The sequence below is a fragment of the Microvirga mediterraneensis genome (assembly GCF_013520865.1).
In the GTDB taxonomy this organism is placed as follows: Bacteria; Pseudomonadota; Alphaproteobacteria; order Rhizobiales; family Beijerinckiaceae; genus Microvirga; species Microvirga mediterraneensis.
Genome location: NZ_JACDXJ010000001.1, coordinates 3,068,321 through 3,082,845 on the forward strand (window position 1 = coordinate 3,068,321; position 14,525 = coordinate 3,082,845).

Annotated in this window: 12 protein-coding genes; 6 read left to right on the top strand and 6 right to left on the bottom strand. The window is 63.4% G+C overall.

Annotated features, from left to right (window positions below; genetic code table 11):
* The first annotated feature begins 6 nt into the window (after nucleotides 1-6).
* Entirely contained in the window at nucleotides 7-1,341 is a 1,335-nt protein-coding gene (locus H0S73_RS14520) for a dicarboxylate/amino acid:cation symporter (RefSeq protein WP_181052823.1), read from the top strand.
* 9 nt (nucleotides 1,342-1,350) lie between these two features.
* Here the strand turns inward: H0S73_RS14520 and H0S73_RS14525 are convergent, their stop codons facing one another.
* Nucleotides 1,351-2,268 carry a DMT family transporter gene (locus H0S73_RS14525; RefSeq protein WP_181052824.1) on the bottom strand — a complete coding sequence of 306 codons (918 nt, stop codon included), beginning with the start codon at nucleotides 2,266-2,268 and terminating at the stop codon, nucleotides 1,351-1,353.
* Between the two features lie 150 nt (nucleotides 2,269-2,418).
* On the opposite strand from H0S73_RS14525, the gene H0S73_RS14530 reads away from it, so the two are divergent.
* The 4 genes from H0S73_RS14530 (at nucleotide 2,419) to H0S73_RS14545 (ending at nucleotide 7,495) form a co-directional block, all read left to right on the top strand.
* A complete protein-coding gene (locus H0S73_RS14530; RefSeq protein WP_181054349.1) occupies nucleotides 2,419-3,777 on the top strand; it encodes an aminotransferase-like domain-containing protein in 1,359 nt (452 codons plus the stop codon).
* A 29-nt stretch (nucleotides 3,778-3,806) separates the two neighbouring features.
* Entirely contained in the window at nucleotides 3,807-4,283 is a 477-nt protein-coding gene (locus H0S73_RS14535) for a GFA family protein (protein WP_181052825.1), read from the top strand.
* A 219-nt stretch (nucleotides 4,284-4,502) separates the two neighbouring features.
* Nucleotides 4,503-5,363, top strand: a complete 861-nt coding sequence (locus H0S73_RS14540) for a GNAT family N-acetyltransferase (protein WP_181052826.1) — start codon at nucleotides 4,503-4,505, stop codon at nucleotides 5,361-5,363.
* Nucleotides 5,364-5,806: 443 nt separating this feature from the next.
* Nucleotides 5,807-7,495: an arylsulfatase gene (locus H0S73_RS14545; RefSeq protein ID WP_202049809.1), complete on the top strand. Its 1,689-nt coding sequence runs from the start codon at nucleotides 5,807-5,809 to the stop codon at nucleotides 7,493-7,495.
* Between the two features lie 593 nt (nucleotides 7,496-8,088).
* On the opposite strand, the gene H0S73_RS14550 is transcribed toward H0S73_RS14545, so the two are convergent.
* Genes H0S73_RS14550 through H0S73_RS14560 form a run of 3 tightly spaced genes read right to left on the bottom strand, consistent with a single transcriptional unit; the run spans nucleotide 8,089 to nucleotide 12,126 of the window.
* Nucleotides 8,089-9,171: a tartrate dehydrogenase gene (locus H0S73_RS14550; RefSeq protein WP_181052827.1), complete on the bottom strand. Its 1,083-nt coding sequence runs from the start codon at nucleotides 9,169-9,171 to the stop codon at nucleotides 8,089-8,091.
* A 41-nt stretch (nucleotides 9,172-9,212) separates the two neighbouring features.
* Nucleotides 9,213-10,376 (bottom strand): mandelate racemase/muconate lactonizing enzyme family protein, encoded by a 1,164-nt coding sequence (locus H0S73_RS14555; protein WP_181052828.1) that lies wholly within the window; start codon nucleotides 10,374-10,376, stop codon nucleotides 9,213-9,215.
* A gap of 43 nt (nucleotides 10,377-10,419) precedes the next feature.
* Nucleotides 10,420-12,126, bottom strand: coding sequence for an IlvD/Edd family dehydratase (locus H0S73_RS14560; RefSeq protein WP_181052829.1), 1,707 nt, complete (start codon nucleotides 12,124-12,126; stop codon nucleotides 10,420-10,422).
* A gap of 63 nt (nucleotides 12,127-12,189) precedes the next feature.
* Between H0S73_RS14560 and H0S73_RS14565 the strand changes: the two genes are divergently transcribed.
* The gene (locus H0S73_RS14565; protein WP_181052830.1) at nucleotides 12,190-12,867 is read left to right on the top strand and encodes a GntR family transcriptional regulator; all 678 of its coding nucleotides are present in this window, start codon (nucleotides 12,190-12,192) and stop codon (nucleotides 12,865-12,867) included.
* Nucleotides 12,868-12,871: 4 nt separating this feature from the next.
* Here the strand turns inward: H0S73_RS14565 and H0S73_RS14570 are convergent, their stop codons facing one another.
* Nucleotides 12,872-13,672: an MBL fold metallo-hydrolase gene (locus H0S73_RS14570; RefSeq protein WP_181052831.1), complete on the bottom strand. Its 801-nt coding sequence runs from the start codon at nucleotides 13,670-13,672 to the stop codon at nucleotides 12,872-12,874.
* Entirely contained in the window at nucleotides 13,669-14,478 is an 810-nt protein-coding gene (locus H0S73_RS14575; RefSeq protein ID WP_181052832.1) for a TatD family hydrolase, read from the bottom strand. The genes H0S73_RS14570 and H0S73_RS14575 overlap by 4 nt, the downstream gene beginning before the upstream one ends.
* Nucleotides 14,479-14,525 lie beyond the last annotated feature (47 nt).

A 14,525-nucleotide genomic window follows, 5' to 3' on the forward strand; every position in this document is an offset into this window, starting at 1 on the left:
GCGGCGATGATAACCGTTGCAGTAAGAGACCGGCTCGAAGTCACGCGGCCTCGCAAGAAACCCTGGTACAAGGTTCTCTACATCCAGGTGCTGATCGCAATCTTTTTCGGCGTCCTCGTGGGATGGCTCTTTCCGGACCTGGCCAAGAACGATTGGGTCAAGGCCCTGGGCGACGGTTTCATCAAGCTGATCAAGATGGTCATCGCGCCGATCATCTTCTGCACGGTGGTGTCGGGCATCGCCCATATCCAGGATGCCAAGAAGGTAGGGCGCGTCGGCATCAAGGCGCTGATCTATTTCGAGGTCGTCTCGACCTTCGCCCTCATCATCGGCCTTCTCGTCGGCAATATCGTGAAGCCCGGCGCGGGTTTCTCCGGAACGCCCGATCCCGCTGCCGTCGCCGGTTACGCCAAGCAGGCGGCCGAGCAGAGGCCGGTCGATTTCATCCTGCACATCATCCCGGACAGCGTTGTCGGGGCCTTCGCGCAGGGTGACATTCTGCAGGTGCTCCTGTTCGCAATCCTCTTCGGATTCGCGCTGCTCGCCTTGGGCGAGCGCGGCACGACGGTGCGCAGTTTCATCGACGACGTGGCGCATGCGATGTTCGGCGTCATCGCCATCGTCATGAAGGCAGCTCCCATCGGGGCCTTCGGGGCCATGGCCTATACCATCGGCCGCTACGGTCCCTCGGCCCTGGGAAATCTCTTCGGACTGATCGTGACCTTCTATGCCACGGCGGCCCTCTTCATCTTCATCGTGCTCGGAACGATCGCCAGGATCGCTGGATTCAGCATCTTCAAGTTCATTGGCTACATCAAGGACGAGCTCCTGATCGTGCTCGGCACGAGTTCCTCCGAGAGCGCGCTGCCGCAGCTTATGGAGAAGCTTGAGCGGCTCGGCTGCTCGAAATCCGTCGTCGGTCTCGTTGTCCCCACGGGCTATTCCTTCAACCTCGACGGCACCAACATCTATATGACGCTCGCGACCCTGTTCATCGCGCAGGCGCTGGGTTACGACCTCACCCTCGGCCAGCAGCTCACCATCCTGCTCGTGGCGCTGCTCACCTCGAAGGGCGCCAGCGGTGTCACGGGCGCAGGATTCATCACCCTTGCGGCGACATTGGCCGTGGTCAATCCGGCTCTCGTGCCGGGCATGGCCGTCATCCTCGGCATCGACAAGTTCATGAGCGAGGTGCGCGCACTCACCAACATCACCGGGAACGGCATCGCGACCGTCATCGTCGCGTGGTGGGAGGGCGAGCTCGACCGTGAAAAGCTCAATGCGGGCCTCACCCGTGAGATCGACCCGTCCGATATAGAGACGGCCGTGACGACGGACTGAGCTCCGAGCTCACGAGCTGGCGCCCGCTTCCGCCGATGCGACGTGCTGGGCTCTCGCCGGATCCGGTTTGGAAAAGCGCTTGGCGCCCGCCACGCAGAGGATCACCCCGAGGGTCACGGCGATCATCGGCCAGCCCACAGCCTCGTTCAGGAGCACGGCCGACCATGCGAGGCCGAAGAAGGGCTGGAGGAGCTGCAATTGCCCGACGCCCGCAATGCCGCCGAGCGCCAGCCCGCGATACCAGAAGACGAAGCCGATCAGCATGGAAAACAGGGACACATAGGCAAGGCTCAGCCATGCGGGCAGGCCGATTGCGGACCAGGAGGAGGGCAGGGTGAGGAGCGACAGCGCGACCATGAAGGGGAGGGACAACACCAGCGCCCAGGAGATGACCTGCCACCCGCCCAGACGCCGGGCGAGCGTCGCGCCCTCCGCGTAGCCGAGGCCGCAGAGGAGGACCGCCGCCAACATCAAGAGGTCGCCGACCGGCGAAGCCGAGACACCTTGGAACAGGGCGAACCCCGCGACGAGGCATCCGCCGATCCCGGAGAAGATCCAGAAGGCGGGCCTGGGCCGCTCTTTACCGCGCACGACGCCAAAGATAGCCGTAGCCAGCGGCAGGAGCCCGATGAACACGATGGAATGAGCCGCGGTGACATGCCGAAGGGCCAGTGCCGTCAGCAGCGGAAAGCCGACCACCACGCCAAGGCTCACGATGGTGAGCGGCAGGAGATCGCGACGTGCCGGCCGCGCCTGGCGAAGGGCAATTAGAAGCGCTGCGCCGAGCAGGCCAGCGATGGAGGCCCGGGCCACGGTCAGGAACAGCGGATCGAGATCGGCCACCGCGATCCGCGTTGCCGGGAGGGATCCGCTGAAGATCAGCACCCCGAGAAACCCACTGAGCCAGCCTTCCGTCGTCTTGTCCATGTCCGAACCTCCTGGGCCGATTTCAACCGAGCGGGATCGCATTTCCAGAGACAGTGCAGTACAGTTATACTAAACTGTCTTGTAGGGAAGGGCGGTACAGTGGACGATCTTTCTCCGACCAAGGCTGATGGAACGCTCGTCGAGCGGGTGATGCTCTCGATCCGGGACCAGATCGCCCGTCGCTCCCTGACGCCCGGTGCGAAGCTCCCATCGATCCGCGCCGTTGCCCGAACCATGCGGGTGTCCAAATCCACCGTCGTGGAAGCCTACGATCGTTTGGCGGCGGAAGGGGTGATCCGCTCCCGCCCCGGCTCCGGATTCTACAGCGCGGCACCGCTGGCGCCTCTGTCGCTGGCGGAGCTCGCGCCGCGTCTCGACCGCGCCATCGATCCGTTTTGGGTCTCGAGGCAATCCCTTGAGGCGAAGGACGAGGTACTCAAACCCGGCTGCGGCTGGCTGCCGGGCACCTGGATGCCCGAGGAAGAGACACGCCGCGCCTTGCGGAGCCTCGCGCGAACGAAGGACATGGCTGCGCTCACGGATTACGGCACGCCGCTCGGATTGGGCTCCCTGCGCCAACTCCTCTCGCGGCGCATGGCCGAGCAGGGGTTCGAAGCGCGGCCAGAGCAGATCCTGCTGACGGATTCGGGTACGCAGGCGATCGATCTCGTGTGCCGGCTCCTCGTCCAGCCCGGCGATGTCGTCCTCGTCGACGACCCGTGCTACTTCAACTTCCTCGCCCTCCTGCGAGCCCAGCAGGTTCATGTCATCGGCGTTCCCTATACGCCGGCCGGGCCGAACCTGCAGCTTTTCGAGGAAGCTCTCGCGCGGCATCGACCGCGCCTCTACATCACGAATTCCGGCCTGCACAACCCGACCGGGGCCTCGCTCTCGGCCGGCACGGCGCACAGGCTCCTCAGGCTCGCTGAAGACCACGATCTGATCGTGATCGAGGACGATATCTTCGCCGATTTCGAGGTCGAGCCCGCCGCCCGTCTCGCGGCGCTCGACGGCCTCGACCGCGTCGTGCGGATCGGCAGCTTCTCCAAAACCCTCTCGGCCTCCTTCCGCTGCGGCTACATCGCCGCGCGTCGGGATTGGATCGACAAACTCACCGATCTGCGCATCGCCACCGGTTTTGCGAGCAGTCGCCTTTCGGAGGAACTCGTCTTCTGCGTCCTGGGCAGCAGCGGCTACCGGAAATACCTGGAGGCACTGCGCATGCGGCTCGGCAGTGCCATGGTGGCGGTGGCCGCGCGTCTGCGATCCCTCGATATTGAGCCCTGGGTGATGCCGAAAGCCGGTATGCTCGTCTGGTGCAGGCTCCCACATGGACTCGACGCCGCCGAGGTGGCACGCCACGCGTTGAGCGAGGGCGTCGTGCTCGCACCAGGCAACGTGTTCAGCGCGTCGCAGACGGCCTCGGGCTTCATGCGCTTCAACGTGGCTCAGTGCATGGATGACAGGATTTTCGCCGTGATCGAAAAGGCGATGCGGCAAGCCGCGTGAGGCGAGGGCGATTGAAAGGAGATGAAGCGATGGCGGATCATGATGAAGTGCGGAACGGGCAATGCCGGTGCGGGCAGGTGAGGTTTCGCATCAGGGGCGCGCCCATTGTCACCATGGCGTGTCACTGCACCGGTTGCCAGCGCATGACCGCGAGCGCCTTTTCCCTGAGCGTCCTGTATCCGAGCGATCAAGTCGAAGTCGTCCAGGGCGAACCTGTCATCGGCGGTCTGCACGGCGCGACACGCCATTTCTTCTGCCAGCATTGTATGAGCTGGCTCTTCACCCGGCCCGACGGCATGGACGAGTTCGTCAATGTGCGCACTACCATGCTGGACGACACATCCGGTCTGGCGCCGTTCATCGAAACCTGGACACGCGAGAAGCTGCCCTGGGCCGTGACGCCAGCGATTCACAGCTTCGAGGCCCTGCCGCCGATGGAGCAATATCCGGCCCTAGTCGCCGAGTTTACGGAGCGTCGAGGCCTCGGTGGTGAGTTCGCGCAATAAGATTTCTAAGAGCCTGATCTAATGCCGGGGCAATGTGCTTTCGAGAATACACTCCTGTACCCGTTCAACGTGACCTTGCGATGCATCTTCGAACGATGCCGCTGCAGCCATGGCAGTCGAAGGGCAGGGCGGATCGGAACATTGTCTCGATGCCACGACAATGTAATCTGGTGACCCGACTATTGAGAAGCGCGTCGTCGGGCGCGAAAAAGGTGATGGATGAACCCGCTCGTATTCCGTTCCGACTATGCACATTCCAGAGAGGGATTGTCGGAACTGACACGGCTCATATACGACGTATTCGAGGTCGATGTTTCGCCGCTGGACCGGTTGGGCCATGATCCGAGCGTTGTCGCGTTCGGTTGGTGGCTCGGGGGGCAGTTGGTGGCCAATGTCAGCCTCTATGAGCGGCGGCTATGGCTCTTGGGAGAACAGGTCCAAGCCTTCGGCGTTCAATCCGTTGCGGTTCGACCAGAGTGGCGAGGGAAAGGTTTGTTTCGCGATCTGATGCGGCGAGCGCTCAGTTACGCCGATGCGCGGGCGGATCTCGTGATCCTGGGAACCGGCACGCCGGATCTCTATACGCCGTTCGGCTTCCGTCAGATCCTGGAAACGACGTTCAGTGCCAGTCTAGCCCCGAAGCCGGCGAAGCCCGCATACCGTCTTTTGACGCTCGCCGAGGACCGGGATGTCGCGTTACTGAAGGATCTCTTCGCCCGTCGGAGCCCAACGTCGCAGGTGGCATCGGCCTGCGATCACCCGGCCTTGTTCATGTTGATGGCGGTTACGGCGCCTGAAATGGAATTGATCCACTTGTCCGATCTCGACGCGGTCGTCGCGGTCGAAGGGCGGCAGGAAACATCGATGACACTGCTCGATATCGTTGCACCATCGATCCCATCGCTCGACGCAATCGTTTCAGCGTTGGGCTATGCCGGTGAGCGGATCGAGGTGCATCTGACGCCTGATCGGCTCTCGTGGACGCCCGAGCGGGAAACACGGATCGACAACGGCCACATGGTTCGCGGCGTCTTCTCACCAGAGGCGCATCCATTTATGTTGTCCGGGATGCAGATTTAACCCGGAAGCATGACGGCTCGATGCGGCAGGGGACGAGAGGGCAGCCATGCCCAATGCCAACGCAAGATAGAGGTGTCCCGCTTCCGGCCGAGTGAGGCTGATCCGACCTCCGGGAGAGCTCAGGCGGTATGCCTGATCGAGGTCGAATATCTGTTTGTCGGCCTGCACCCATGCCGCCGAAGTAAGCACCACCATCTTGGTGCCGCATGGTTTTAATCTGCGTAAAACCTCTGAATCCTGGCGCGAGTTCAGGGTTTGACCTAATGGCACAACGGTACGCGGCAGTCGCATAATGACACATCGGGACGGAGGTTTCGGGGCTGCCACAGCACCTGTTCCGTCTACCGGTCCGCCCGTTGCCGATTGTTATCCTTGAGTGATCGAGCGCGTACCCAGACTAGCTCCAGCGCATGCCAACGCACGCTAAGAGAACGGGGCACCCCATGATCAACGATGTGACAAAGATGCAGCAGAATGGCATCCAAGCGGATGAGGCGGGCCATGGCCTCAACCGACGCAAGCTACTTCTGACGGGTACCGCGATCGCGGCCGCCATGGCGGTCGGCAACGAAGCATCGAGCCAGCCCGCACCATCGCAGCCCCGACCGGCCACGCCATCGGGGCGGCCGCCGAACATCCTCGTCATCTGGGGCGATGACATCGGCTGGCAGAATGTGTCCGCCTACGGCATGGGAACGATGGGCTACACGACCCCCAACATCGACCGCATCGGCAACGATGGCATCCGCTTCACCGACCATTACGCGCAGCCGAGCTGCACCGCAGGACGCGCGGCCTTCATCACGGGTCAGTATCCGATCCGTTCCGGCATGACCACCGTCGGACAGCCCGGCTCGGCGCTGGGCTTGCAGGCCGCCTCGCCTTGCCTCGCCGAGGTGATGAAGGCGGCGGGATACCGGACCGGGCAGTTCGGCAAGAACCATCTCGGTGACCGCAACGAGCATCTGCCGACGGTCCACGGCTTCGACGAGTTCTTCGGCAATCTCTACCATCTCAACACGCAGGAGGAGTCCGAGCAGCGGGATTACCAGCGCTTCGGCAGGGCCTTCTCCGGCAACATCGAGGACTATGAGAAGCGCTTCGGCACACGCGGCGTGTTGCATGCCAGGGCAAGCACAAGGGACGACCCGACGGAGGATCCACGCTTCGGGCGAGTGGGCAAGCAGACGATCGAGGACACGGGTCCCTTGACGCAGGAGCGGATGAAAAATTTCGATGAAGGCGAGGTCATTCCGAAGGCGCTCGCCTTCATGGGGGCCGCGAGACAGGCGAATGAGCCCTTCTTCGTCTGGCTCAACACAAGCCGCATGCATCTTTATACGAGGCTGAACGACAAGTGGCGCTACGCCGCAGAAACCTACACGTCCGAAGCCGACTTCCACGGATCCGGGATGTTGCAGCACGACCATGATATCGGCCTGGTCCTCGACTGGCTCGATCAGCAGGGTCTCGCGGACAACACCGTTGTCTGGTACTCGACCGACAATGGGCCCGAGCACTCGTCGTGGCCTTATGGCGGAACAACCCCGTTCCGCGGCGAGAAGATGACCACCTACGAGGGCGGCGTCAGGGTCATCTCTATGGTGCGCTGGCCGGCTGCGCTGCCGAAAGGCAAGGTGCTCAACGGCATCCAGGCGCACCAGGACATGTTCACCACGCTTGCAGCCGCAGCGGGCATCGCCGACGTCAACGCCAGGATGTTGCAGGACAAGAAGCAATACATCGACGGCGTCAACAATCTGGCCTACTGGAAGGGGGACGCCGCCGATTCCCAACGCAACCACATCTTCCACTACTACGAGAGCAAGCTGACCGCAGTGCGCATGGGGCCGTGGAAATTCCACTTCTCCACGAAGGAGGATTACTACGCCGACGTGCTGCCGAGGACGGTTCCGCTCGTCTTCAATATCCGCATGGACCCGTTCGAGAGCTTTTCCTCGGCGGATGCCTACGGCCACCTGATGCAGAAGGTGTCCTGGCTGATCCAGCCCATGGGCGTCCTGATGCAGCAGCATCTGAAAACGCTGGCGGATTACCCGCCCGTCCAAGGAGGCTCATCGTTCGACATGTCCAATGTCGTCGAGCAGTTCATGAGCAAGGCGCAACAGTAGGCGTGCCTCACCGTTTGAGCATATCGCATCAACCCAATTCCAGCAGGCCCAGTGACGCATGCTGTTCATGCCGCATAGTCGATCACCGTCACGTATTGGCCGGCGAGGGGCCCTTGTAATCTCGTTCGGTTCGACGATGAACATCACCTTGCCGGACTGGAGCTTGAGGTTGCAGGCGACCGTGCGCAGTGCACCGACATCTGTGTATGGCAGCCACATCTAAAGTTCGCATAAGATATATTATGGAACTTATATGGGCCGTCGTATTGCCGTATGGCCGTGACATGCTGCCCCCGTCCGTATCCTACCGACCAAGAAGCCAACTCCGGGTCCGAGGGTCGGCAAGATACCGTCCCACTTGGTAACGGATGCGGCGGACGGTCCGTTGGATCGGACCGAGCCGGAAATCGAAACCGTTCCGGTCGCGGCGGTGGCCATCGTGCCCAAGAGCCACCGGCTCGCATTGCACGATGATGGGGATCGGTCGAGGATCAACCCGGCTCTTGTCGTCGTTCCTCGAATAATCTCGCTCGAAGCACCTTTATCCCACATCGCCTGCCTTTTGGTAGCCAACGGTGACGGCGTCGGCCTCGTCAGCTCACGGCATCGGCCACCGCTTTACCGAGCGTTTCGGTAGCGGCGTTTCCACCGAGATCGCGTGTGCGCAGGGTCCGCTCGCTCAGGACCTCTTCGATGGCCCGAACGATGGCGGCGGCGGCCTCCGTCTCTCCCAGATGCTCCAGCATCATCGCGCCCGACCAGATCTGGCCGATAGGGTTCGCGATCCCCTGCCCTGCAATGTCCGGCGCCGACCCGTGGACGGGCTCGAAAAGGGACGGGAAGGTCCGATCCGGGTTGATGTTGCCCGACGGCGCAATGCCGATCGTGCCGGTGCAGGCCGGGCCCAGATCGGACAGGATGTCGCCGAACAGGTTCGAGGCGACGACCACGTCGAACCAGTCCGGGTGCAGCACGAAATGCGCCGTGAGGATGTCGATATGGTACTTGTCCCATGTCACATCGGGATAGTTGCGGGCCATCTCCTCCACACGCTCGTCCCAATAGGGCATCGTGATCGAGATGCCGTTCGATTTGGTCGCGGAGGTCAGGTGCTTCCTGGGCCGCTTCTGCGCCAGATCGAACGCGAACCGCAGGACCCGGTCGACCCCGATGCGCGTCATCACGGTTTCCTGGATCACCACCTCGCGGTCCGTGCCCGGGAACATCTTGCCGCCGACGGAGGAGTACTCGCCCTCGGTGTTCTCACGCACGACCCAGAAGTCGATATCGCCGGGCTTGCGGTTGGCGAGCGGCGTCGGCACGCCGGGCATCAAGCGCACAGGACGCAAGTTGATGTATTGATCGAACTCGCGCCGGAACTGCAACAGCGAGCCCCAGAGCGAGACGTGGTCCGGGATCTTCTCCGGCCAGCCGACGGCGCCGAAGAAGATGGCCTCGTGCGAGCCAATCTGCTGCTTCCAGTCCTCCGGCAGCATGCGCCCGTGCTTGGCATAGTAGTCGTAGGAGGAGAAATCGAAGTGATCGAGCTGCAGCTCGAAACCGAACTTCTTGGCCGCCGCCTCCAGAACCCGCACGCCCTCGGGCGTCGTTTCCTTGCCGATGCCGTCGCCCGGAATGACCGCCAGTCGATACCGCTTCTTCTGTTCAGATGACATGGTAACTCTTGCTATTCGTTGTCAGAGGAATGTGAGGTCGGTTATTCCGCCAACTCGCGCATGACCTTGATCAGGTCCGACTTGCCTTCGAATCCGATGCCCGGAAGGTCGGGCATGACGATATGGCCGTTCTCGACCCGCACGCTGTCCGGGAAGCCGCCATAGGGCTGGAACAGGTCCGGATAGCTCTCATTGCCTCCGAGACCAAGGCCTGCCGCGATGTTAAGGGACATTTGGTGCCCGCCGTGTGGAATACAGCGGGAGGGCGACCAGCCGAACTGCGCCAGCACGTCGAGAGTGCGCAGGTATTCCACGAGCCCATAGGCCAGAGCGCAATCGAATTGCAGCCAGTCGCGATCCGGCCGCATGCCGCCGTAGCGCAGAAGATTCCGGGCATCCTGATGCGAGAACAGGTTCTCGCCGGTCGCCATCGGGCCGGGATAGAACTCGGAGAGCGCGGCCTGGAGCGAATAATCGAGGGGATCGCCCGCTTCCTCGTACCAGAACAGCGGGTAGTTGCGGAGCATCTTGGCATAGGCGATGGCGGTTTCGAGGTCGAAGCGGCCGTTCGCGTCGACGGCGAGCCGCGCCTGCGAGCCGATCTCCGTCAGCACCGCCTCGATCCGGCGCTGGTCCTCTGCAATGGAGGCGCCGCCGATCTTCATCTTCACGACATTGTAGCCCCGGTCGAGATAGCTGCGCATCTCGGCCCGCAAAGCGCTGTCGTCCTTGCCCGGGTAATAGTAGCCGCCAGCGGCATAGACGAAGACCCTCGGGTTGGCCTCGCGCCCCTCACGCTCCGCCAGCAGGCGGAAAAGCGGCTTGCCGGCGATCTTGGCCGTGGCGTCCCAGATCGCCATGTCGAGGGTGCCTACCGCCACCGAGCGCTCGCCATGCCCGCCGGGCTTCTCGTTCTTCATCATCGTGGCCCAGATCCTGTGCGGATCCAGGTTGCTGCCGCTGTCGTCGAGAAGGCTCTCAGGGCTGGCCTCCAGGATCCGGTCACGGAAGCGCTCGTGAATGAGGCCGCCCTGCCCGTAGCGGCCGTTCGAGTTGAACCCGTAGCCGACGACGCGGCGACCGTCGCGCACCACGTCGGTCACGACGGCGACGAGGCTGGTCGTCATCTTCGAGAAATCGATGTAGGCGTTGCGGATCGGCGAGGCGATCGGTTGGGTGATCTCGCGGACGTCGATGATACGCATGTGAACCTCGTTCAGGGGCAGTGTGGGTTAGAGCAGGCAGCCGTCAGCAGAAATCGAAATCGCAGCCTTCGTCGGCCTGCAGCACGCTCTTCAAATAGAGGCCGCGGTATCCACGGCTCTCCTCTGCGAGATGGCTTGGTGGCGTCCATTCCTGAGCGCGGCGCTTCAGTTCGTCTTCGTCCACGAGGAGTTCGAGGCGCCGCTCGGGTACGTCCAGCCGGATCATGTCCCCGTTCCGGACGAGGCCAAGGGGGCCGCCGGTCGCTGATTCCGGGGCGATATGCAGGACGATCGTGCCGAAGGCGGTGCCGCTCATGCGGGCGTCGGAAATTCTGACCATGTCGATCACGCCTGCCTGGGCGAGCTTCCTCGGGATCGGCAGATAGCCCGCCTCGGGCATGCCCGGCGCTCCTTTCGGCCCGGCATTTCGCAGGACGAGAATGTCCTGCGCCGTCACATCGAGATCCGGATCGTCGATGCGGGTGACGAGATCCTCGGCCGATTCGAACACGATTGCGCGGCCGGTATGCTGCAGAAGGTTGGGAGACGCCGCCGAGTGCTTGATCACCGCCCCCAGAGGCGCGAGGTTCCCGCGCAGGACGGCCATCGCCCCGGTCGCCTTGAGAGGATCGGCCAGACTACGGATCACCGTCTGCTCAGGCACGTCCTCGGCGCCATCGGCGATTGCCCCGATGGTCTCGCCCGTGATCGTTACGGCGTCCAGGACGAGGTGGCCGCGCAGCTCCCGCAATAGACGGGGTACGCCCCCGGCCCAGTGGAAATGCTCCATGTATTGGCCGCCCGAGGGCTTCAGGTCTACGAGAACCGGAACCTCGCGGCCGATCCGGTCGAACTCCTCCAGATCGATCCGGAGGCCGCGACGGCGCGCGATCGCCGCCAGATGGACCAAGCCGTTGGTCGAGCCTCCGATCGCCTGGAGCACCACCATGGCGTTGCGGAAGGCCGCCTCGGTCAGCAGCTCGCTCGGGCGTGGCCCCTGCCCTGCCAGCGCGACCGCCCGGCGACCGCTCGCCTCGGCGGCCCGGATCCGGTCCGCATGGGTCGCCGGGATCGTTCCCGTCCCTGGTAGGGCGATGCCGAGCGCTTCGACGAGACAGCCCATGGTGCTCGCCGTGCCCATGACCATGCATGTGCCCTGGGTCGGGGCCAGGCGTCCGCTGACGATCTCCACCTCGTCCTGATCCATGACGCCGGCCCGGTGCCGCCCCCACAGGCGGCGGCAATCGGTGCAGGCCCCGAGCATTTCACCCTTGTGATGGCCGACCAGCATCGGCCCCGTAATCAGCTGGATGGCCGGAACGTCGGCACTCGCGGCCGCCATCAGCTGGGCCGGCACGGTCTTGTCGCAGCCCCCGATGAGCACCACCGCATCCATCGGCTGTGCGCGGATCATCTCCTCCGTGTCCATGGCCATGAGATTGCGCAGGAACATGCTGGTCGGGCTGGCGAAGGATTCGTGGATGGAGATCGTCGGGAACTCCATCGGGAGCCCGCCTGCCAGCATGACGCCACGCTTTACCGCCTCGAGCAGCCGGGGCACGTTGCCGTGGCAGGGGTTGAAGTCGCTGAAGGTGTTGGTGATCCCGACGATGGGCCGCTCCAGCGCATCGTCCGAGAAGCCGGCCGCCTTGATGAACGCCTTGCGCAGGAACAAGGAGAATTCGGGGTCGCCGTAGCTGGTGAGATTGCGGCGCAGGCCGAATGCGGGAGGTTTGGGATCATCGCTCATGACGAGCGATCATTGATGTGCTATCAAGATTGTCAACAATAATGTTGATGAGAATGGACCGGAATGGACGGTGCGGAACGTCAGGCCTCGACTGCCAGGGCGAGGCAGGTGGCGCAGGCTCTCGAGGAGGACATCGTCCTCGGCTGGCTGCAGCCCCGGGAAAGGCTGATCGAGGAGAACCTCGCAGCACGATTCGAGGTCAAACGGCACGTGGTGCGCGAGGCCATCGCCGAGCTTGAACGGATGGGCCTGGTCGAACGCGTTCAGAACAAGGGCGCCACGGTACGCATGCTGAGCCCGACCGATGTGCGCCAGATCTATTTCGTGCGGGAGGCCCTGGAAACGCTGGCGGCGCAGCAGATCCCGCTGCCGCCCGGGCCGGAGACGCTGGCCGCGCTCACGGAGATCCACGAGCAGCATTCCGCCGCCGTTGACCGAATGGATTCCCGGGCCGCCTTTCGGACGAACATAGCCTTTCACAATGCGCTGTTCGGCATCTGCGGCAATCCGCATCTCATCGAGCTCATCCGGAACCTCGCACAGAAGGCTCATGGCGTGCGCTCCTATACGGCGGCGGATCCCGGACATCTCGCTAAAGCCAAAGAGGATCACGGGGCGATGATCGAAGCCCTCAGGGCCTCGGATCGCGAGAGGCTGGTGCAGCTGTGCCGCGACCACCTGAAGCCGTCCCGCGACGCCTATATCGCGGCCCTGGAGCAGCGCTTCGGCAAGGCGGTCTGAAGCCTCAGGGAGCCTCGATCTGCAACCCGTCAAAGGCGGGTTCGACGTGCTGCGGCAGTTTGCGGCGCAGGGTTTCGTAGTCCAGATCCGTATGCAGGTTCGTCAGGATAGCCCGCTTCGGCCGGACCCTGTCGATCAGCTCCAAGGCTTCCGATACGGAAAAATGCGTCGGATGCGGCGTGTATCGTAAGGCATCCAGGATCAGGACATCGAGACCCTCGAGGACCGGCAGGCTCTCCTCGGGCATACGGCTCACATCCGGTGCGTAAGCGATCTTACCAAACCGGAAACCCAAAGCGTCGATATCCCCGTGGACCATCCTGAACGGCAAGGCCTCGATCGTGCCCCCGGCGCCCGGAACCGCCGTCGTCGCGCCGGGCTGAAGGTGGCGCATCTTCAGGATCGGCGGATAGCTGCTCCCCGCCGGCGTTTCGAAGCAATAGCCGAACCGCATCTGGAGAAGCTCGGACGTCATTCGATCCGCATGGATCGGGATCCGCTGACGCTGCACGAGGGCGAGCGGACGCAGATCGTCGATCCCATGGATGTGGTCCGCATGCTCATGCGTGACGAGAATGGCATCGAGGTGCCGGACGTCGGCGCTCAGAAGCTGCTCGCGCAGATCCGGGCCGGTATCGACCAGCACGGTCGTCTTCGCCCCGTCCGGGCCGATTTTCTCGACCAGGATCGAGCAGCGGCGGCGGCGATTCTTAGGGTTCGAGGGGTCGCAGGCGCCCCAGCCGACGCCCACGCGCGGTACGCCTGCCGAGGATCCGCAACCGAGAATCGTGACTTTCAAGGTCATGACGCGAGCGCCTGGCCCTCGACCGCATCGGCGGCGGCTGCCTTGGAAAACAGACGATAGAAATTGGCTGTCGTCAGCCGGGCAATGTCCTGATCGCTCACTCCGACGACCTCCCCGAGCACGCGGGCCGTATGGGCCACGAAGGCCGGTTCATTGGTCTTTCCGCGATGCGGCACGGGGGCCAGATAGGGTGCGTCCGTCTCGACCAGCAGGCGATCATGGGGAACGGCCGCCGCGATCCGGCGGATCTCCTCCGAGTTCCGGAAGGTCAGAATGCCCGAGAAGGAGACGTAGAGACCGAGTTCGACGCCGACCTGAGCCAGCTTCTCGCCGGACGAGAAACAGTGAAGCACCGCATCGAAGCGCCCTCGCCTCATCTCCTCGGTCAGGATCCTGATCATGTCCTCGTCGGCGTTGCGGGCATGGATCACCAACGGCAATCCGGTCGCCCGCGCCGCCTCGATATGGGTGCGGAAGACCCGCTGCTGCACGTCGTGAGGGCTCTTGTCGTAATGATAATCGAGACCGGCCTCGCCTATGGCGATGCAGCGGGGATGGGCCGAAAGCTCGGCCAAGCGCTCGGCCGGCACGTCCGGTTCATCGGCGGCATTGTGCGGGTGGGTGCCGACGGAGCAGAAGATACTCTCATGCGCCTCTGCCAGGGACCGGTAGGTGTCGAAACGCGCCACATGGGTCGAGATCGTCACCATGCGACCGACGCCGGCTGCGGCCGCCGCAGCCAGCACCTCGGGAAGGCGCGTCTGAAAGTCCGGAAAGTCCAAGTGGCAATGGCTGTCGACCAACATGGGTGAAGGCGCCCTCCTCTGCGGCGGCTAGCTGAATAAAGCGGTTC